This is a genomic window from Streptomyces sp. NRRL S-455, assembly GCF_000717875.1.
Lineage (GTDB): Bacteria > Actinomycetota > Actinomycetes > Streptomycetales > Streptomycetaceae > Streptomyces.
The window spans coordinates 158162-177523 of the sequence record NZ_JOCT01000006.1; the positions used below are offsets into that span (position 1 = coordinate 158162).

Genomic DNA, 19362 nt, shown 5'->3' on the forward strand with positions numbered 1-19362 from the left:
CGTCAGTGGTGGAACCCGGTCGCCGCGTCCGTGTCCCGGGTGAGCGGGCCCGGCTGCCGCCGCAGCTCCGGCAGCAGGCGTTCCAGGTCCTCCATGAGGATTTCGGCGAGGTCGGCGGTGAAGCCGCTGCGGCACACCACCCGCAGCACCGACAGGTCCTCGCGGTTGGCCGGGAAGGTGTACGCGGGCACCTGCCAGCCGCTCTCGCGCAGTCGGCGGGAGACGTCGAAGACGTCGTACGCCGTCACGTCCGGGGCGGTCGTGAAGGCGAACACCGGCAGCTCGTCGCCCCGGGTCAGCAGCCGGAAGTGGCCGAGCTCCTCGATCCGTGCGGCCATGCCCATGGCCACGTCCCGCGCGGCCTGCTGAACGGCCTGGTAGCCGGTCCTGCCCAGCCGCAGGAACGTGTAGTACTGCGCCACGACCTGCGCGCCCGGCCGGGAGAAGTTGAGCGCGAACGTCGGCATGTCACCGCCCAGGTAGTTCACCCGGAACACCAGCTCCTCCGGCAGCGCGTCCGCGTCCCGCCACAGCGCCCAGCCGACGCCCGGGTAGACGAGGCCGTACTTGTGCCCCGAGGTGTTGATCGACGCCACCCTCGGCAGCCGGAAGTCCCACACCAGGTCCTCGTCGAGGAACGGCGCGACCATCGCGCCGGAGGCACCGTCGACATGCACGGGGATGTCGAGCCCGGTCCGCTCCTGCAGCGCGTCCAGCGCCGCGCACAGGTCGGCGACCGGCTCGTAGGACCCGTCGAAGGTGGAGCCCAGGATCCCGACGACCCCGATGGTGTTCTCGTCGCACAGCTCGGCGGCGGCCTGCGGGTCCAGGTGGAACCTCTCGCCCTCCATCGGGACCAGCCGGGGCTCGACCTCCCAGAAGGCGCAGAACTTGTCCCAGCAGACCTGCACGTTGATGCCCATCACCAGATTGGGCCGGGCCCCCGGATACCGGTCGGCGTTGCGCTTCGCCCAGCGCCGCTTCAGCGCCATCCCGGCGAGCATGCACGCCTCGCTCGACCCGGTCGTCGAACACCCCATGGCCGTCGCCGGGTCGGGCACGTGCCACAGGTCGGCGAGCATCGCCGCGCACCGCCGCTCCAGTTCGGCGGTGCGCGGGTACTCGTCCTTGTCGATCATGTTCTTGTCCCGGCACTCCGCCATCAGCAGCCCGGCCTCCGGTTCCATCCAGGTGGTGACGAACGTGGCGAGGTTCAGCCGCGCGTTGCCGTCGAGCATCAGCTCGTCGCGTACCAGCTGGTGGGCGATCTCCGGTGGCATGGGCAGGTCCGGGAGCCGGTGTGTGGGCGGGGCCCCGGCCATGTCGCCGAGGGGATTGGCGGGTCCGTAGAAGGGGTTGACGGACATCCGGCGTTCGCCGTCCGTGCGGGGGCCTTCGTGGAGCGGCAAGGGAGCCTCCAGTGTCGGTTGGGTGCGAAAGGGCGATGTCATCGGACCGGTGTCCCGTCCGGCCGCAGCTGCATCTGCGGCCGGCCCGTCACCAGCAGCCAGGCCGGCAGCGAGGCGACGCAGAGCAGGGCGATGATCCCCGGCGAGGCGACCAGCACCGCGGCGACGAACAGGCTCACCCAGCCCTGCCGGGTGATGGCCATCAGCACCCCGAGCACCGCGGCGGACACACCCACCGACGGGTGCACGCCGGACACCAGGGCGTGTGCGCCCAGCCCGAGGGCGGTGCCGACGAACACGGCCGGGAAGATCCGCCCGCCGCGGAAGCCGCAGGACGCGGCGACGAGCAGCGCGGCCAGCTTCACCACCGTCATGACGGCGAACTCCCCGGCCGACCAGCCCTCCGGGTCGTGCGCCAGCGTGGCGATCTCGTCGAGCCCCTTGAAGAGCGTCAGATGGCCGCCCGCCGCCGCGAGGCCCCCCAGCACGACCCCGCCGGCCGGGAGCATCAGCATCGGGTGCCGCAGCTTGCGGAAGGCCCCGTGGACGTACGGGAAGGCGTACACGGCGCACAGGGCGAGCAGCGCGCCCAGCGAGGCGACCACCACCGCGGCTGCCAGGTCCCCCCATGCGGGTTGCCCGAAGTCCGGCAGGTCCAGGTCGAAGCTCGTGCGGTCGAGAAGGGTGGCGGTCAGGGAACCGGCCGCCGCAGCGGTCAGCGGCGCGAACAGGTTGTCCCACAGCAGACCGCGCGTCTGCTGTCCGGCCAGCGCCTCGGAGATCACCAGGGCGGCCGCCACGGGAGTCCCGAACAGGGCGCCGATCGTCGCCGCCTCCGCCAGGACCGGCCAGATCCGGCCCGGCGCCCGGGGGACGGCCCGGGCGCCCAGCCAGACCGCCAGGCCGACGTTCACGGCGATGATCGGGTTCTCGGGGCCGAGGCTCGGCCCGCCGGCCAGCATCAGCCCGGTCGCCAGCACCAGCCCGGGCAGCACCACCGGAGGCAGGACGGGGGCGTCCAGACCGAGGGTGGCCGGATCCGGTCCGGCGTGCCCCGGCACCTTCCACACCACCAGCCCGACCGCGAACCCGGTCGCCACCAGCATCACGAACATCCACGCCACGGAGTACCGGCCGATCCCCAGCGCGTCCGGCACGGTCCGCCACAGCACGTGCTGGAGCTGCTCGGCGGCGACCTCCACGCCCACCAGGAGCAGGCCGCACATCACCCCTGCGGCGACAGCGGGCAGGATCGACGGCAGCAGATCACGGGCGGGAGTCGCGGGGGTGACGGAGGGCGCCTGCTGCGCGGAGTCCTGGACCACGGGCACACCATAAGCGGAGAAAAGCTGACAAACCGGAAACACGCTTGCACCTCACGCGGCGTGAGGCCCGACCGTGGAGGACGTACCGAGAAGGGAGCGGAAGTGAGCTACTCCGTGGGACAGGTCGCGGGCTTCGCCGGCGTCACGGTGCGCACGTTGCACCATTACGACGACATCGGCCTGCTCGTCCCCAGCGAACGCAGCCACGCGGGACACCGGCGCTACAGCGGCGCCGACCTCGACCGGTTGCAGCGGATCCTGTTCTACCGGGAGCTCGGCTTCCCGCTCGACGAGGTCGCCGCCCTGCTCGAAGACCCGGACGCGGACCCGCGCGTACACCTGCGCCGCCAGCACGAGCTGCTGACCGCCCGGATCGAGAAGCTGCGGAAGATGGCGGCGGCCGTGGAGCACGCCATGGAGGCACGCAAGATGGGCATCAACCTCACGCCCGAGGAGAAGTTCGAGGTCTTCGGGGGCAAGGACCCGGAGCAGTACGCCGACGAGGTCGAGGAGCGCTGGGGCGGCACGGACGAGTACGCCGAGTCGCAGCGCCGCACGGCCCGCTACACCAAGGAGGACTGGCAACGCATCCAGGCCGAGGCCGCCGACTGGGGTACGCGCTACGACGCCCTGATGGCCGCCGGGGAACCGCCCGCCGGCGAGGCGGCCATGACCCTCGCGGAGGAGCACCGGCAGCACATCTGCACCTGGTTCTACGAGTGCTCCCACGAACTCCACCGCTGCCTGGGCGAGATGTACGTCTCCGACGAGCGCTTCAAGGCGTTCTACGACTCGATGCGCCCGGGTCTCGCCGAACACCTCAGGGACGCCATCGCCGCGAACGCGGCCCGGCACACCTCCTGAAGTCCTGGCCCGGGGGTCTCACTCCTGGGCCAGGACCACCGCCGTCCCGTACGCGCACACCTCGGTGCCCACGTCCGCCGCTTCCGTCACGTCGAAGCGGAACGCCAGCACCCCGTTGGCGCCACGCGCCTGTGCCTGTTCCACCAGCCGCTCCATGGCCTGATTGCGGGTCTGCACGAGCGTCTTGGTGAGCCCGCGCAGCTCACCGCCGACCATCGACTTCAGGCCGGCGCCGATCTGGCTTCCCAGGTGCCGGGAACGCACGGTCAGGCCGAAGACCTCACCGAGCACCTCCTGCACGCGGTAGCCGGGAACGTCGTTCGTGGTGACGACGATGACGTCGGGCCGGGGGCCCTGTCCACCGCCGTATTCATCGATGCTCATGGTCCACAGCTTTGACCGGGACCGCGCACAGTGCATCCTGAGTACGCCCATGGAACCTGGGTCATGACGGCTGCGTTGATACTTTGAAGCAGTCAGCCCCCGCCCGTACCCCCCAGCAGCAGGAGCCACATCCCCGTGACCACGCTTGCGCTCGGCCCCGAGTGGCTCAGCCCGGACTATCTGATCTCGACGTTCAGCCTGCCCGGCATCCTGCTCATCGTCTTCGCCGAGTCCGGACTCTTCGCGTTCCTGCCCGGTGACTCCCTGCTGTTCACGGCCGGCCTCTTCGTGGCCGAGGGCACCTACATCACCCAGCCGCTCTGGCTGGTGTGCACGCTGATCGTGATCGCCGCCGTCGTCGGTGACCAGGTCGGCTACATGATCGGCAAGTTCCTGGGGCCGAAGCTGTTCAACCGGCCCAACTCCAAGCTCTTCAAGCAGGAGAACCTGGACAAGGCCCACGAGTTCATGGAGAAGTACGGGCCGAAGGCGATCGTCCTGGCCCGCTTCGTCCCCATCGTGCGCACCTTCGCCCCCATCGTCGCCGGCGCCGGCCGCATGAAGTACCGCACGTTCCTCACGTACAACGTCATCGGCGGCATCGCCTGGGGCACCGGCGTCACCCTCGCGGGCTACTGGCTCGGCCAGATCGGCTTCATCAAGAAGAACGTCGAGTCGATCCTCATCCTGATCGTCTTCCTGTCCGTCGTCCCGATCATCATCGAGTACCTCCGCGACCGCTCCCAGAAGAAGCGCGCGGCGGCGGAGGCCCCCGCGGAACACCGGCAGCAGCCTCCGGCCATGGACGACGCGACGACCCAGCTCCGCCGCATCACCCCGGACGCCCAGCCGCCCCACCAGCAGCAGCCCCAGCAGCCCCAGTACGGCAACCAGGGCGGCAACCAGGGCGGCTACAACGACCAGCAGTACTACAACCAGTACCCGCAGAACCCGGGCTACGGCCAGCAGCAGCCGTATGGCACCCAGCAGGGCAACCAGCAGCCCTACAACGGCGGCTACTGACCGGCACGACCCGCGGCCGCCAACGGACAGGAAGCCCCGAGCCACAAGCCACTCGGCGCTAGAAACCCCTGGTCCGCTTGGCGGCCCGCCGCTTCTCCGCGGACCCGATCCGCAGGAACATCCGCGAGATCTCGGACCCCAGATTCACCCCGATGGCGATCGCCATGGCCAGGGCCACCGCCTTGGACAGCGACACCAGCCCTTCGTCCACCTCGCTCTGCGCGATCGCCAGCAGACCGAAGTAGGTGGCGGAACCCGGCAGCAGCGGCCCGATCGCCGCCGTCGTGTAGGGCAACGCGGAGGCGAACTGGTACCGGGACAGCAGCTGCCCGAACAGCCCCACCAGTCCCGCGGCCGCCGCGGTGGACGCCACCGGCGAGATGTCCCCGGCGTAGTGCATCGCCCCGTACACGACCCAGGCGACGCCCCCGTTCAGCGTCACCCACACCACGGTGGCTCGTTCCTGCTGCAGCAGCACGGCGAACGCCAGCGACAGCAGCATCGACGCCCCGATCATCAGCAGCGGCTCGTCGGAGGCCCCGAGCGCCGCGTCCGGGTTCAGCCGCGCGCCCAGCTGCACACCGAAGTACAGCACCAGCAGCACGCCCGCGACGATGCCCACGAAGAAGTACAGGACCTCCAGCAGACGCGCGGACGCCGTGATGTAGAAACCGGTCAGCCCGTCCTGCACACCCGCCACCAGCGCCCGCCCGGGCAGCAGCGCGAACAGCCCACCGGTGATGACCGCGGACGCCTTCACATCGACGTGGCCCAGCGTCAGCGCCACCCCGATCGCGGCCGGCGGCATCGCCGCCACCGTGAACTGGTAGAACTCCGGCAGCCCGCGCCCCGCGCACAGCCATGCCAGCCGGTCGCCGAGCATCGCGCCCAGCGCCGCCGCGACGAACACGATCACGTCACCGCCCACCAGCACCGAGGCCGCACCCGCCAGCAGTCCGCTCGCGCCGGTCAGCGCCCAGCCGGGGTAGGGGTGCCGGTTACGGCGGATCTCCGCCAGCCGCCGGTAGGCCTCCTCCAGGGAGACCGCCGTCTCGTCGTCGCTGAGGTCGTCCACCAGCTGGTAGACGGCCGCCAGGCGTGTGTAGTCGGTGCCCCGGCGGCGCACGGTCCGCGAGGCCGTGACCGGATCGTCGACGAGCGATGGCTGGTACGAGATCGCCAGCAGCGTGAAGGTCACGTTGGGCTCGCAGCGGTCCAGCCCGTAGGACCGGCAGACGGCGAACATCGCCGCCTCCACGTCCTCGGCACCCTCACCACCCGCCAGCAGCAACTCTCCGATACGCAGCGTCAGGTCGAGCACGCGCGGCACCGCGGGACCGCTGTCGTCGCTGCCGCGCTGACTGGGCTCCGGCGCCGGCCGGTCCGCCACCGGCATGCGCAGCATGGTGCGCATCCGGTCCTGCCAGGGCACGTCCTTGGTCAGGCTGACCACGGGGATCCCGCTCGGCGGCGTGAACGCCGACGGCGCTTGCTTCGCGCTGTAGGTGCTCGGCGGCGTGAACGCCGAGCCCTCCGACTCCGCCGCGGGCGCCTGCACGTCCAGCCCGTCCGGCACCGCGAACTCGGACGTCGTCTCGGACTCCGTGGCCGTCGGTCTCGGCACGGCCAGGCCCTCGGGTAGCGCGAACTCCGACGTCGTCGACATGTCCCCGTCGACGGATGTCCCGGACGGCGGCAGGAACCCGCTCCTCGCCTCGTCCGACCTCGGCTTGCGGTCCACCGCATCCGTCACTGCTCTGGAACTCCCTGTACGACCCTGCACATCAGCCTCGGTTACCCGTTCAGCCTCAGTATGCGCACAGACGCACGAACGGGCCGCACACGCACGCGTGCGGCCCGTCTGCGTCAGAAAGGTAGGTCAGTGACCGCCCTGCTCCTCGAAGCGCTTGTAGGACCGCTCGATCTCCGCCTCGGCGTCCGTACGGCCCACCCAGTTGGCGCCCTCGACCGACTTGCCCGGCTCCAGGTCCTTGTAGACCTCGAAGAAGTGCTGGATCTCCAGACGGTCGAACTCCGACACGTGGTGGATGTCCCGCAGGTGCTCCACACGCGGGTCGTGCGCCGGCACGCACAGCAGCTTGTCGTCGCCGCCGGCCTCGTCCGTCATGCGGAACATGCCGATCGCACGGCACTGGATGAGGCAGCCGGGGAAGGTCGGCTCGTCCAGGATGACCAGCGCGTCCAGCGGGTCGCCGTCCTCGCCGAGGGTGTTCTCGACGAAGCCGTAGTCGGCCGGGTAGCTGGTCGAGGTGAAGAGGCGACGGTCCAGGCGGATCCGACCGGTCTCGTGGTCCACCTCGTACTTGTTGCGCGAACCCTTCGGAATCTCGATCGTGACGTCGAACTCCACCGGTGGCTCCTCCATGATCAACACATAGTTCTGGTGGTTAAGTGTCCCTCACGCAGGTGTGTGATCGCGAAAGGGGCTGGTGGTCGTGCCAGAGCTGAGGCCTTGGCGGGCCGCGAGACCGCACGTGGTGCGGATCGCGGATGCCGTACGACCACGCCTGGCCCGGGCCGCCGCGGCAGCGAAACCACGGGTCGCGCGGCTCGCCCGTGCCGGGAAACCGCAGGTCGCGTGGGTCACGCCGCCGAAGACCTGGCAGTACACCGCGGGCGCCGCCACCGCCGGGCTGGCCCTGGCCGCCGGCGTGGTGACCGCCACCGGTCCCTGGGACTCCTCGGGTCAGCGTACGGCCGAGCGGGACCGGGCCGCCGCCCTCTCCCGCGTGGGTGGCACAGATCACGGCCGAGTCCCCGGCACACCCGCGCAGCCCCGGCCCGCCCCCAGCGCCGATCCCGTCCTGACCGGACTCGGCGGCGTCAACACCGTGAGGTCCGCACCGCACGGCAAGGCCCTCGCGAACGCCCTCACACCCCTGCTGAAGGACCCGGCGCTGGGCCCCCGGCCCGCCGCGGCGGTCGTGGACGTCACGACCGGCAGGCGGCTGTACGGCACGAACCCGGACGCCGCGCTCACCCCGGCCTCGACAACGAAGATCGCCACGGCCGTCGCCGCGCTGTCCGCGATGGGACCCGACCACCGCCTCACCACCCGCGCCGCGCTGGAACCCGACACCAACGAAGTCGTCCTGGTCGGCGGCGGCGACCCCACCCTCACGGCCCGCGAGGCCATCGACGGGTGGGCCAGCCTGCGCGTCCTCGCCGACCGGACGGCCGCGGCCCTGGCCCAGCGCGGCATCCGCGAGGTGACCCTCTCCTACGACACGACCCGCTACACGGGCCCCCAAATGCACCCGATCGGGGTCAACCCCAATCTCGCCCTCGTCAGCCCCCTCATGGCCGACGAGGGCCGCACGAACGACTCGACGAGCGGCCCGGTCACCCGCGTCACCGACCCGGCGACGGACGCGGCCCGCCGCTTCGGTGACCTTCTCAAGTCCCGCGGCATCAAGGCCACGTTCCCGGGCCCGTCGAAGGCCACAACCCGTGCGAGCACACTCGGCGAGGTCTCCTCGCCCCCGCTGTCCACCCTGGTCGAACGCATGCTGACCAACAGCGACAACGACATCGCCGAGGCCCTGGCCCGCCAGACGGCGATCGCCACCGGCGAGAGCGCCGACTTCGCCGGCGCCGACCGGGCGGTCACCGCCCGGCTCCGCGGACTCGGCCTCCCCGTCGACGGCGCCCGCTTCAAGGACGGCAGCGGCCTCAACCGCGCCGACCGGCTGACGGCGAACCTCCTCACAGCCCTCCTGACCAAGGCCGCCGACCCCGCCCACCCCGAACTCCGCCCGGCCCTCACCGGCCTCCCCGTCGCCGGCTTCACCGGCACCCTGACCACCCGCTACACGGACGGCGCGGCCGGCGTCGTCCGCGCCAAGACAGGCACCCTGACCGGCGTCAACGCCCTCGCGGGCACCACGGTCGACCAGGACGGCCGCCTCCTGGCCTTCGCCTTCCTGGCCAACAACACGACAAACCCGGACGCCGCCCAGAAGGCCCTCGACAAAGCCGCGACAACACTGGCCCGCTGCGGCTGCAGATAGCGGCCCCCCAGCGGATGTGCCCCCGCCGTGGGCAGTCGTGCCGCTGGGGCGGCACGGGTGGGCACGGCCTGCAACGCCGAGTACCTGCTAACAAACAGCAAATACACCCACCCCTCGCCGCCCTGCCCCAGCGGCCAGCGCTCACGTACGGTTGACGCATGACGAGCATCGGTGGTGCCTCATCCGGCATGGTCGACTGGAATCTCGCGGTCGCGACCGCGACCCGGCTCGTACGGCCGGGCCCCGACGTCAGCCGCGACGAGGCGAGGGCCGTCGTCGCGGAACTGCGACGGCACGCGAAGGCCTCGGAGGAACACGTCCGGGGCTTCACCCTGCTGGGCGCGGAGGAGGGCCACGACACCCCCGTCCTGGTCGTCGACCGCCCGGGCTGGATCCGGGCCAACGTCGCCGGTTTCCGGGAGATCCTCAGGCCCCTCCTCGACAAGATGCAGGAACGGCGCGGAAACAGCACCGGCGGCGCGGTCATGAGCGCCGTCGGCGGCAAGGTCACCGGCGTGGAACTCGGCATGCTGCTGTCGTTCCTGGCCTCCCGCGTCCTCGGCCAGTACGAGACCTTCGCCCCCGCCACCCGCGAACTCCCCGCCGGCCGCAACGGCGGCGGCCGGCTCCTCCTCGTGGCCCCCAACATCGTCCACGTGGAGCGCGAACTCGACGTCGACCCGCACGACTTCAGGCTCTGGGTGTGCCTGCACGAGGAGACGCACCGCACCCAGTTCACCGCCGTGCCCTGGCTGCGGGACCACCTCGAGGGCGAGATCCAGTCCTTCCTGGCGGAAACCGACGTCGACCCCATGACCGTCCTGGAACGCGTCCGGGAAGCCGCCCAGACCCTCGCCGGGGGCCGCCCCGAGGCCGAGGAGGACGACGGCGGCCGCTCCCTCGTCGAGATCGTCCAGACCCCCGCCCAGCGCGAGATCCTCGGACGCCTCACGGCCGTGATGTCCCTGCTCGAGGGCCACGCCGACTTCGTCATGGACGGCGTCGGCCCCGACGTCGTACCGAGCGTCGGCGAGATCCGCGAGAAGTTCCAGCAGCGCCGCGCCAAGGGCGCCTCCCGCCTGGACCTGGCCCTGCGCAAACTGCTCGGCCTGGACGCCAAGCTCCGCCAGTACCGGGACGGCGAACGCTTCGTACGAGCCGTCGTCGACGAGGTCGGCATGGACGGCTTCAACCGCGTGTGGACCTCGCCCAACACCCTGCCCACGAAGGCGGAGATCTCCAAACCGGCGGACTGGGTCGCGCGGGTGCACCGCAGGACCGAGTAGTGAAACGCGGCGGGACAGTCGTGAACGGAAACCGGCCGACGGCAGGCAAACGCCCCTTCAATCACCCGTCCGAGGGACCGTGAGCGAGGGGTAGGCGTGCAATGCTCGGGGAACGGCCCGGTTCTGTCACCATCTACACACTCTGAGTGACCGAACCTCGGGCTCACCCCCGAAAACTTCATGAAGGGAACCGGACATGGGTCCCCATCCTGCGGTCGCGGCGATACGCCTGGCGGTCCGCCGCGTCCTCCACGACCTCCTCACCGAGCACAACCGCGCCCCCGCGGCACTTCCGCATGCCCCCTCGCACGAGACGCCCCCACCGCTCGTCCTCGTGGCATGCTCCGGCGGCGCCGACTCCATGGCCCTGGCCTCCGCCCTCGCCTTCGAGGCCCCCAAGCTCGGCGTCAGAGCCGGCGGCGTCACCATCGACCACGGCCTCCAGCCCGGCTCCGACGTGCGCGCCGCCGAAGTCGTCCTGCGCCTGCGCGAACTCGGCCTCGATCCGGTCGACTCCGTCGCCGTCTCCGTCGGCCGCGCCGGCGGGCCCGAAGCCGCCGCCCGCGACGCCCGCTACGCCGCACTCGACACCGCGGCCGAACGCCACGGCGCCGCCGCCGTCCTGCTCGGCCACACCCGCGACGACCAGGCCGAAACCGTCCTGCTGGGCCTCGCCCGGGGCTCCGGCATCCGCTCCCTGTCCGGAATGGCCGCGGTCTCGGGGGCCGGCGGCCGCTACCGGCGCCCCTTCCTGGAACTCGACCGGCAGACCGCCCGCAAGGCCTGCATGGTCCAGTCCCTGCCCGTCTGGGACGACCCCCACAACGCCGACCCGGCCTACACCCGCTCCCGGCTGCGCCACGAAGGCCTGCCCGCCCTGGAGAAGGCCCTCGGCAAAGGCGTCGTCGAGGCCCTCGCCCGTACGGCCCGGCTCTCCCGCGACGACGCCGACGCCCTCGACACCTGGGCCACCCAGGCCGAGGCCACCGTCCGCGACGCCACCGGACACCTGGAGTGCGCCAAGCTCTACGCCCTGCCCCCCGCCGTACGCCGCCGCGTCCTGCGCCGGGCCGCCATCGCCGCCGGTGCCCCCGCCGGCTCGCTGTTCGCCCGCCACATCGAGGAAGTCGACCGGCTGATCACCGGCTGGCGCGGCCAGGGAGCCATCAACCTCCCCGGCAAGGTCGTGGCCCGGCGGCAGGGTGGCAGACTGGTGATTCGGCAAGGCTGAACAGCGACCCCTCCGAGCAGTCCATGGAGGGGCCGCCCGGCCAGGGACGACCGAAAGTGATGCGGGTGGACGCGAAAGACATGGGTGCCGACCTCCAGCAGGTGCTCATCACCAAGGAAGAGATCGACGCCAAGCTGACCGAGCTGGCAGCGAAGATCGACGCGGAGTACGCGGGCAAGGACCTGCTGATCGTCGGCGTCCTCAAGGGCGCGGTGATGGTCATGGCCGATCTCGCCCGGGCGCTGTCCACCCCCGTCACCATGGACTGGATGGCCGTATCCTCGTACGGGGCGGGCACCCAGTCCTCCGGTGTGGTGCGGATCCTCAAGGACCTCGACACCGACATCAAGGGCAAGCACGTCCTCATCGTCGAGGACATCATCGACTCCGGCCTGACCCTGTCCTGGCTGATCTCCAACCTCGGCTCGCGCGAGCCCGCCTCCCTCAAGGTGTGCACCCTGCTGCGCAAGCCCGACGCCGCGAAGGTCGCCATCGACGTGGAATGGGTCGGATTCGACATCCCCAACGAGTTCGTCGTCGGCTACGGCCTCGACTACGCCGAGAAGTACCGCAACCTCCCGTTCGTCGGTACGCTCGCGCCCCACGTGTACGGCGGCTGAAACCGGCCGGAGTGCCGTGACGGTGATCGGGAACCCCAGTGGACGTCCCGCCGTTGGAGCATGCGTAGGCGGATCGCCAGCCGTCCCGCGCGGCTTCAGGTGACAATGCTGGGGTACCGTCCGAAGAACAGTCTTTATCAAACTCACTATGGCAGGAGGGACGGGGCGGCACCGCTCCGTATGGATGGACGTGAAGCGATACTTCCGTGGGCCGGTCATGTGGATCGTGCTGGCCGTCCTCGCCGTGGTCGTGTTGATGCAGGTCGTCGGCTCGTCCGGTGGCCACAAGACGGTGGACACCGGCCAGGTCGTCCAGGCGATCAACCAGAACAAGGTGGAGTCGGCCAAGCTGACCACCGGTGACGACCAGACCATCAAGGTCACGCTCAAGAAGGGCGTGAAGGTCGAGGGCAGCTCGAAGATCCAGGCGAGCTACATCGGCGACCAGGGCAAGGACCTGGCCGACACGCTGCAGAACAAGTACCAGCAAGAGCAGATCCCGGACGGCTACACGGTCTCGCCGTCCAAGCAGAACCCGTTCGTCGGAGTCCTGCTCTCCTTCCTGCTCCCGCTGGTCCTCATCGTCGTGGTCTTCCTGTTCCTGATGAACCAGATGCAGGGCGGCGGCTCCCGCGTCATGAACTTCGGGAAGTCCAAGGCGAAGCTCATCACCAAGGACACCCCCAAGACGACCTTCTCGGACGTCGCGGGATCCGACGAGGCCGTCGAGGAGCTCCACGAGATCAAGGAGTTCCTGCAGGAGCCGGCGAAGTTCCAGGCCGTCGGGGCGAAGATCCCCAAGGGCGTCCTGCTCTACGGCCCTCCCGGCACCGGCAAGACCCTGCTCGCGCGTGCCGTCGCGGGCGAGGCCGGCGTCCCGTTCTACTCGATCTCCGGTTCCGACTTCGTCGAGATGTTCGTCGGTGTCGGTGCCTCCCGAGTCCGTGACCTGTTCGAGCAGGCCAAGGCGAACGCCCCGGCGATCGTCTTCGTCGACGAGATCGACGCCGTCGGCCGCCACCGCGGCGCCGGCCTCGGCGGTGGACACGACGAGCGCGAGCAGACGCTGAACCAGCTGCTCGTCGAGATGGACGGCTTCGACGTCAAGGGCGGCGTGATCCTCATCGCCGCGACGAACCGGCCCGACATCCTCGACCCGGCGCTGCTGCGCCCCGGCCGCTTCGACCGCCAGATCGCGGTCGACCGCCCGGACATGCAGGGCCGACTGGAGATCCTCAAGGTCCACCAGAAGGGCAAGCCGGTCGCCCCCGACGTCGACCTGTCGGCCGTCGCCCGTCGCACGCCCGGCATGACCGGTGCCGACCTGGCCAACGTCCTGAACGAGGCCGCCCTGCTGACGGCCCGCAGCGACCAGAAGCTGATCGACAACCACATGCTCGACGAGGCGATCGACCGTGTGGTCGCGGGCCCGCAGAAGCGGACCCGGATCATGTCGGACAAGGAGAAGAAGATCACCGCGTACCACGAGGGCGGACACGCCCTGGTCGCGGCGGCCTCACCGAACTCCGATCCCGTCCACAAGATCACGATCCTGTCGAGAGGCCGCGCCCTCGGCTACACGATGGTGCTTCCGGACGAGGACAAGTACTCGACCACGCGCAACGAGATGCTCGACCAGCTCGCCTACATGCTGGGCGGCCGCGCGGCCGAGGAGCTCGTCTTCCACGACCCGACGACGGGCGCCGCCAACGACATCGAGAAGGCCACCGGCCTGGCTCGGGCCATGGTCACGCAGTACGGCATGACCGAGCGCCTCGGTGCGATCAAGTTCGGCGGCGACAACACCGAGCCCTTCCTCGGACGTGAGATGTCTCACCAGCGCGACTACTCGGAAGAGGTCGCCGCGCTGGTCGACGAAGAGGTCAAGAAGCTCATCGAGACCGCGCACAACGAGGCCTGGGAGATCCTGGTCGAGAACCGCGACGTGCTCGACAACCTGGTGCTGGCGCTCCTCGAGAAGGAGACGCTCGGCAAGGAGGAGATCGCCGAGATCTTCGCCCCGGTCGTCAAGCGCCCGCCGCGGCCCGCCTGGACCGGCTCCTCCCGCCGTACGCCGTCCACCCGCCCGCCGGTCCTCTCCCCCAAGGAGCTGGCCCTGACGAACGGGGCGAACGGCGCGACCCCGGCGATCACCACCGCGAAGAGCACCGCGGCGGAGCCCGCCCCGGCGCCCGAGCACGCTCCGGAGGACCGCCCCGAGAGCTGATCATCGCTCTCCCGGCGGCCCCACCGGGCCCGGAATGAATGCCGCGCCCCCCAGGTTTAGCCTGGGGGGCGCGGCTTTTCGCCATTCCCGCGGCCGCCCCGTGATGGACACAGGAACGAGGCACCAGATGACCGACCCCGTGACGCTGGACGGCGAGGGCCAGATCGGCGACTTCGACGAGAAGCGGGCCGAGAACGCCGTGCGCGAACTCCTGATAGCGGTCGGCGAGGACCCGGACCGCGAGGGGCTGAGGGAGACGCCGGCGCGGGTGGCGCGGGCGTATCGGGAGCTGCTGGCCGGGCTGCGACAGGAGCCTGAGGATGTCCTGACGACTACGTTCGACCTGGGGCACGATGAGATGGTTCTGGTCAAGGACATCGAAATCGTGAGCCTCTGTGAACATCATCTTCTGCCGTTCCATGGCGTAGCTCACGTGGGTTACATCCCGGCGGAGACCGGCAAGATCACCGGCCTGTCGAAGCTGGCGCGTCTCGTCGAGGTGTTCGCCCGGCGGCCGCAGGTGCAGGAACGACTCACCACGCAGATCGCCGACTCCCTCATGAAGATCCTCGAGGCGCGGGGAGCCATAGTCGTGATCGAGGCGGAGCACATGTGCATGTCCGTGCGCGGGATCCGCAAGCCCGGGGCCAAGACCACGACATCGGCGGTCCGTGGCCAGCTTCGGGACGCTACGACCCGGGCCGAGGCGATGAGCCTGATACTGGCGCGTTGAGCTGATTGTCAGTGGTGTCCGATACCGTCCTTGATCAGCGGGGTTGTTCGCTGGTCAGGGGGTGGCGCGGTGGGATGTGGGCTGCCGAGCAAGCAATTGGTGAGCGTGGTTGGAGGGGTGCGCCAGGCTCGCAATGTCGACGTGGGAACGAAGCTCTGGAGCCTGAACGGCACCCGGACCGTGCATACGACCGTTGTCGGCGTGTCGGCTGTGAAGGCGCGTCAGGTCGTGGATGTGGTAACCGACCGTGTGACCTTCACAGTCGCTCCCCGGCAGGAGCTGTGCACGGCTGACGGCTGGGTTCCCGCGGTCGATGCCGCCAACACCTTGCTGGCCTGGACGCATGGACGGAAGCTGTGCCGGGAGCGGCTGGACATTAGGCCCGGGTACGAGTTCGGCTACTTTCTCGGGGCCACGTGTGCTGATGGGACGGTCGGCAAGAACAGCGTGTCCCTTGTCGTCAACGAGGAGCACTTCGCCGCCATGTACGCCGAGTGCCTGACCAGGGCCACTGGGCTGTCCGCTCGACTGGAGCCGGTGACCCGGCCCTCAGGTTTCCTCAGGCGGGAGGTTCCAGGCTTTCGTGTGCGCGTTGTGTCGTCTTATCTTGCTGATGCTCTGCGGCAATACGTGGGAGGCGACGCTCATCACATGAGGCAGCGGTTTCCGCGAGTGGTTCTTCGTGACATCGCTACGTTCGAGGGCTTTCTGGACGGCTATGTCGAAGGCGACGGCTTCCGTCACAAGAAGTGGGATGGGCGCACGGTGGTCAGCTGCAACGTGCCCTTCCTCCAAGAGCTGGCCCAGATCATCGGTGCCAGGTTCACACCGAGGCCGAAGGGGGCTGCCTCTGCGCTGGTCATTACCGACCGGTGGCAAGCGCGAGGAACCTTTACAGCCGAACACCACCCGCTGGAGCCAGTCGAGTCCACATGGGTCGCCATTCGGGACGTTCAGCTGCGCGCGGCTGCTGGGACAAAGCCCTTCACCCTCTACAGCTACCGCCTTCACCCCAACCCCGGCTTCCTGGTCAACGGGCACCTCGTCCGTCAACCAGGGTGAGCTACCGGGCGGGGGGATCAGGCCGCCGGGGCCGCCCCCGGGCCGTTGTGTTCGTCGTCTTCCGGGAGTTTGCAGACGCGTTCCAGGAAGATGGCTGCCGCTATGACGGCGATGCCGGCGAGGACGGAGAAGCCGGCGTAGATGGCCTGGTCGCGGCGGGCGGGGTTGTCGAGGGACTCCAGGAGGAAGACGCCGGTGCCGGCGTACATGCCGGCGACGAGGGCGGCGACCAGGGCGCTGGCCTGGCCGAAGACGACCGCGCGGGCGGCCATCATGGGGTCGACGCCCTTGGCGTCGGGCTGCCGCTCGCGCTGGGCCTTCAGGCGGGCGCGCAGCGAGAGCGCCGTGGCCAGCAGGATCGTGGCGATCAGGGCGAGGGCGAGGGGGGCGGCCAGGGGCACGCCGGGGAGGGTCCCGACCGAGTTCCACAGGCGGGCGCCGGCCCAGGACAGGATCCCGGCCACGACGAAGACGCCGGCCAGCACCCTGATGCGCAGCTCTTTCACGGTGTCCCTTCGGTTCCCCCGGGTCCGGCCCCGTTCCGCGGCCGTCTTGACCTTAACGGCTATTCGGGCAGCCGGAGTTCCAGGTCCCCCCGGGGGGCCACGCCTTCGCGGGTGACGGCGTCCAGGAGGCCGGCGACCGGGCCGTGTCCGGGCAACTGGGCGTCGGGGTCCAGGTCGTGCCAGGGGGCCAGGACGAAGGCGCGTTCGTGGGCCCGGGGGTGGGGGAGGGTGAGCTGCGGGTCGTCGGAGACGAGGTCGGCGTACGACACGATGTCGACGTCCAGGGTGCGGGGGCCCCAGTGTTCGTCCCGGACGCGGTGGAAGGCCTCCTCGACCGCGTGCGCGCGCTCCAGGAGCGAGGACGGCGGGAGGGTGGTCTTCAGGACGACGACGGCGTTGAAGTAGGCGGGCTGGCTACCGGGTTCCACGCCCCAGGGTTCGGTCTCGTAGACGGGGGAGACGCCCTTGATGCGGACGCCGGGGGTGTCCTCGAGGGCGTCGATGGCTCCCTGGAGGTTCTCGAGGCGGTTGCCGAGGTTGGAGCCGAGTGCGACGACGGCGCGTTTGGGGTTGCTGAGAGTGGTGTCGGCGGCGTCGACCTTCTCGACGACGGAGGCGGGTACCGGCTGTACGGTCGGGTCGCTGGGGCCCTGGATGAAGGGTGCAGTCATACTCGGCTCCGGGTGATGGTGACGGTCACGTCGTCGAAGGGGACCGTGATCGGTGCGTCCGGCTTGTGGACGCACACCTCGACCTGCTGGACCCCGTCGTGCTTCAGACACACCTGGGCGATGTGCTCGGCGAGCGTCTCGATGAGGTTGACGGGCTCGCCCTCGACGACGGCCACGACCTCCTCCGCCACGATGCCGTAGTGCACGGTCTTCGCCAGGTCGTCGTCGGCCGCGGCCGGCCGGGTGTCCAGGCCCAGGACGAGGTCCACGATGAAGGTCTGGCCCTCCTCGCGTTCCCTCGGGAACACACCGTGGTGCCCGCGGGCCTTCAGGCCGCGCAGCGCGACACGATCCACGCGAATCACTCCTGCAGTCGTCGGTCACGGCCGGTCGGTGCCTGTGCGGGCGGCACACCGGCCTCGGTCGAATCTACCTGCGAGCCCGGGCGGGGCCGGGCCACGGGGGGTATGGGCCCGGGCTTGGCCCGGCAGGGTTCATCCAGCGTTTCCCCTGGAGAACCCGGTCGCTCCATGGCTGGTAACCGCCCGTATCCATGGGGCGGTGATTCCGGCCACTCCTGCCGCCTACCCACTCAGGAGGGGGTCTCGTCGCCGTCGTCCTCGTCGTTTTCGGCCAGGACGGGGGAAGCGTGGTGTGACCAGAGTTTCCACCCCGAGGGCGTGCGCCGGTACACGTTCGTGGCGACCACGAGCTGGCCGACGAGGGGGCCGAGCTCCTCGTCGCCGGCGGGGGCGGGTCCGCCGCTGAGGATGTTCTCCGTGCAGGTGACCAGGGCGGTGTCGCCGGTGACGGAGACGTGTACGTCGGTGAGGAAGAACTGGATGTAGTCGGTGTTGGCCATGATCAGCGCGTAGGAGCGCAGGACCTCACCGCGGCCGGTGAGGACGGGCCAGCCGGGGTGCACGCAGGAGACGACACCGGTGTCGGCCGGGTCGTGGTAGGTCTCGTCGACGCCCAGGTCGGAGGGGGTCAGCCAGAGCGACGCCAGTTCCTCGAAGTCGCCCCGTTCCAGTGCCTCGTAGAAGGCGGTGTTGGCGGCCTCGACCTGTTCGACGTCGGTGTGCGGGGCGCTCACCGGGTTCCTTCCGCGCCGGTGTGTGCCGTCCGCGCCGTTTCGATGGCGTGGGAGACGCGGACCGCGTCCGCGGTGGCGCGTACCTCGTGGACGCGTACTGCCCACGCGCCGGCGTGCGCCGCGAGTGCGGAGACGGCCGCGGTGGCGGCGTCGCGTTCGCGTGCGGGCGGGGGAGAGCCGTCCGGCCCGGCGAGGACCCGGCCGAGGAACCGTTTGCGGGAGGCGGCGACGAGCAGGGGGTGGCCGAGGGCGAGGACCCGGTCGAGGCCGGCGAGGAGCGCGAGGTCGTGCTCGGCGTCCTTGGAGAAGCCGAGGCCGGGGTCGACGATGATCCGGTCGGGGGCGATGCCGCCTTCCAGGACGGCTTCCACGCGCGCGTGGAGCTCGTCGGCGACTTCGGTGACGACGTCCGTGTACACGCCCTTGACGTTGCCGCCCTCGAGGAAGCCCCGCCAGTGCATGACGACGAACGGGGCACCGGCGTCCGCGACGGTGGGGATCATGCGGGGGTCGGCGAGACCGCCGCTGACGTCGTTGACGAGGGCGGCGCCCGCGGCGAGGGCCTGTTCGGCCACGCTGGCGCGCATGGTGTCGACGGAGACCGTGACGCCTTCGGAGGCCAGGCCGCGGACGACGGGGATGACGCGGCGGAGTTCCTCGGTCTCGTCGACCCGGGTGGCGCCGGGGCGGGTGGACTCGCCGCCGACGTCGACCAGGTCCGCGCCCTCGGTGACGAGTTCGAGGCCGTGTTTGACGGCGGCCGTGGTGTCGAAGAAGCGGCCGCCGTCGGAGAAGGAGTCGGGGGTGACGTTCACGACTCCCATGACCGCGCAGCGGTCCCATTCCGGTAGGCCCGCGACGCGCCCGCGTCCGCTCTGGTTGCTCATATGTTCA

19 protein-coding genes are annotated in these 19362 nt (G+C 70.3%); 9 read left to right on the plus strand and 10 right to left on the minus strand.

Annotated elements, in window-relative coordinates:
• Window positions 1-2: 2 nt before the first annotated feature.
• Both IE97_RS0111360 and IE97_RS0111365 read right to left on the minus strand, forming a co-directional pair.
• A complete protein-coding gene (locus IE97_RS0111360; RefSeq protein ID WP_030236007.1) occupies window positions 3-1409 on the minus strand; it encodes a glutamate decarboxylase in 1407 nt (468 codons plus the stop codon).
• A 38-nt stretch (window positions 1410-1447) separates the two neighbouring features.
• Window positions 1448-2734: an ion channel protein gene (locus IE97_RS0111365; protein ID WP_030236010.1), complete on the minus strand. Its 1287-nt coding sequence runs from the start codon at window positions 2732-2734 to the stop codon at window positions 1448-1450.
• Window positions 2735-2836: 102 nt separating this feature from the next.
• On the opposite strand from IE97_RS0111365, the gene IE97_RS0111370 reads away from it, so the two are divergent.
• Complete coding sequence (locus IE97_RS0111370; protein WP_030236013.1) at window positions 2837-3598, plus strand: MerR family transcriptional regulator; 762 nt, start codon at window positions 2837-2839, stop codon at window positions 3596-3598.
• Window positions 3599-3616: 18 nt separating this feature from the next.
• Here IE97_RS0111370 and IE97_RS0111375 read toward each other — a convergent pair whose 3' ends face one another.
• Window positions 3617-3982: a YbjQ family protein gene (locus tag IE97_RS0111375; protein WP_030236018.1), complete on the minus strand. Its 366-nt coding sequence runs from the start codon at window positions 3980-3982 to the stop codon at window positions 3617-3619.
• 135 nt (window positions 3983-4117) lie between these two features.
• On the opposite strand from IE97_RS0111375, the gene IE97_RS0111380 reads away from it, so the two are divergent.
• Window positions 4118-5005, plus strand: coding sequence for a DedA family protein (locus IE97_RS0111380; RefSeq protein ID WP_030236021.1), 888 nt, complete (start codon window positions 4118-4120; stop codon window positions 5003-5005).
• A gap of 58 nt (window positions 5006-5063) precedes the next feature.
• Here the strand turns inward: IE97_RS0111380 and IE97_RS0111385 are convergent, their stop codons facing one another.
• Together IE97_RS0111385 and IE97_RS0111390 are read right to left on the minus strand one after the other, a co-directional pair.
• The gene (locus IE97_RS0111385; RefSeq protein ID WP_030236025.1) at window positions 5064-6758 is read right to left on the minus strand and encodes a threonine/serine ThrE exporter family protein; all 1695 of its coding nucleotides are present in this window, start codon (window positions 6756-6758) and stop codon (window positions 5064-5066) included.
• A gap of 126 nt (window positions 6759-6884) precedes the next feature.
• Complete coding sequence (locus IE97_RS0111390; RefSeq protein WP_030236029.1) at window positions 6885-7376, minus strand: inorganic diphosphatase; 492 nt, start codon at window positions 7374-7376, stop codon at window positions 6885-6887.
• A 79-nt stretch (window positions 7377-7455) separates the two neighbouring features.
• On the opposite strand from IE97_RS0111390, the gene dacB reads away from it, so the two are divergent.
• The 7 genes from dacB (at window position 7456) to IE97_RS0111425 (ending at window position 16195) form a co-directional block, all read left to right on the plus strand.
• Window positions 7456-9036: a D-alanyl-D-alanine carboxypeptidase/D-alanyl-D-alanine-endopeptidase gene (dacB, locus tag IE97_RS0111395; RefSeq protein WP_030236033.1), complete on the plus strand. Its 1581-nt coding sequence runs from the start codon at window positions 7456-7458 to the stop codon at window positions 9034-9036.
• Window positions 9037-9194: 158 nt separating this feature from the next.
• Window positions 9195-10322 (plus strand): zinc-dependent metalloprotease, encoded by a 1128-nt coding sequence (locus tag IE97_RS0111400; protein ID WP_030236037.1) that lies wholly within the window; start codon window positions 9195-9197, stop codon window positions 10320-10322.
• Between the two features lie 196 nt (window positions 10323-10518).
• A complete protein-coding gene (gene tilS / locus IE97_RS0111405) occupies window positions 10519-11553 on the plus strand; it encodes a tRNA lysidine(34) synthetase TilS (protein ID WP_030236040.1) in 1035 nt (344 codons plus the stop codon).
• Between the two features lie 59 nt (window positions 11554-11612).
• Window positions 11613-12173 carry a hypoxanthine phosphoribosyltransferase gene (hpt, locus tag IE97_RS0111410; RefSeq protein WP_030236044.1) on the plus strand — a complete coding sequence of 187 codons (561 nt, stop codon included), beginning with the start codon at window positions 11613-11615 and terminating at the stop codon, window positions 12171-12173.
• A 184-nt stretch (window positions 12174-12357) separates the two neighbouring features.
• Window positions 12358-14400 (plus strand): ATP-dependent zinc metalloprotease FtsH, encoded by a 2043-nt coding sequence (gene ftsH / locus IE97_RS0111415; RefSeq protein WP_030236049.1) that lies wholly within the window; start codon window positions 12358-12360, stop codon window positions 14398-14400.
• Between the two features lie 127 nt (window positions 14401-14527).
• Window positions 14528-15133 (plus strand): GTP cyclohydrolase I FolE, encoded by a 606-nt coding sequence (folE, locus tag IE97_RS0111420; protein WP_030236051.1) that lies wholly within the window; start codon window positions 14528-14530, stop codon window positions 15131-15133.
• Window positions 15134-15274: 141 nt separating this feature from the next.
• Window positions 15275-16195 carry a hypothetical protein gene (locus tag IE97_RS0111425; RefSeq protein ID WP_037836643.1) on the plus strand — a complete coding sequence of 307 codons (921 nt, stop codon included), beginning with the start codon at window positions 15275-15277 and terminating at the stop codon, window positions 16193-16195.
• A gap of 17 nt (window positions 16196-16212) precedes the next feature.
• Here IE97_RS0111425 and IE97_RS0111430 read toward each other — a convergent pair whose 3' ends face one another.
• The 5 genes from IE97_RS0111430 to folP form a co-directional block, all read right to left on the minus strand.
• Entirely contained in the window at window positions 16213-16701 is a 489-nt protein-coding gene (locus IE97_RS0111430) for a DUF3180 domain-containing protein (RefSeq protein ID WP_030236057.1), read from the minus strand.
• Window positions 16702-16760: 59 nt separating this feature from the next.
• On the minus strand, window positions 16761-17372 hold the full coding sequence (gene folK / locus IE97_RS0111435) for a 2-amino-4-hydroxy-6-hydroxymethyldihydropteridine diphosphokinase (protein WP_030236061.1): 612 nt from the start codon (window positions 17370-17372) through the stop codon (window positions 16761-16763).
• Complete coding sequence (folB, locus tag IE97_RS0111440; RefSeq protein WP_030236066.1) at window positions 17369-17728, minus strand: dihydroneopterin aldolase; 360 nt, start codon at window positions 17726-17728, stop codon at window positions 17369-17371. The genes folK and folB overlap by 4 nt, the downstream gene beginning before the upstream one ends.
• Before the next feature lie 236 nt (window positions 17729-17964).
• Window positions 17965-18468 carry a nuclear transport factor 2 family protein gene (locus tag IE97_RS0111445; protein WP_030236070.1) on the minus strand — a complete coding sequence of 168 codons (504 nt, stop codon included), beginning with the start codon at window positions 18466-18468 and terminating at the stop codon, window positions 17965-17967.
• The gene (gene folP, locus IE97_RS0111450) at window positions 18465-19355 is read right to left on the minus strand and encodes a dihydropteroate synthase (RefSeq protein WP_030236073.1); all 891 of its coding nucleotides are present in this window, start codon (window positions 19353-19355) and stop codon (window positions 18465-18467) included. Before folP ends, IE97_RS0111445 begins: the two co-directional genes overlap by 4 nt.
• Window positions 19356-19362 lie beyond the last annotated feature (7 nt).

What these genes read in the sequence shown, in the direction of transcription:
- IE97_RS0111375 (WP_030236018.1), bottom strand. Translation starts at nt 3,982, where the DNA reads ATGAGCATCGATGAATACGGCGGTGGACAGGGCCCCCGGCCCGACGTC.
- IE97_RS0111400 (WP_030236037.1), top strand. Translation starts at nt 9,195, where the DNA reads ATGACGAGCATCGGTGGTGCCTCATCCGGCATGGTCGACTGGAATCTC.
- tilS (WP_030236040.1), top strand. Translation starts at nt 10,519, where the DNA reads ATGGGTCCCCATCCTGCGGTCGCGGCGATACGCCTGGCGGTCCGCCGC.
- hpt (WP_030236044.1), top strand. Translation starts at nt 11,613, where the DNA reads ATGCGGGTGGACGCGAAAGACATGGGTGCCGACCTCCAGCAGGTGCTC.
- ftsH (WP_030236049.1), top strand. Translation starts at nt 12,358, where the DNA reads ATGGACGTGAAGCGATACTTCCGTGGGCCGGTCATGTGGATCGTGCTG.
- folE (WP_030236051.1), top strand. Translation starts at nt 14,528, where the DNA reads ATGACCGACCCCGTGACGCTGGACGGCGAGGGCCAGATCGGCGACTTC.
- folK (WP_030236061.1), bottom strand. Translation starts at nt 17,372, where the DNA reads ATGACTGCACCCTTCATCCAGGGCCCCAGCGACCCGACCGTACAGCCG.
- folP (WP_030236073.1), bottom strand. Translation starts at nt 19,355, where the DNA reads ATGAGCAACCAGAGCGGACGCGGGCGCGTCGCGGGCCTACCGGAATGG.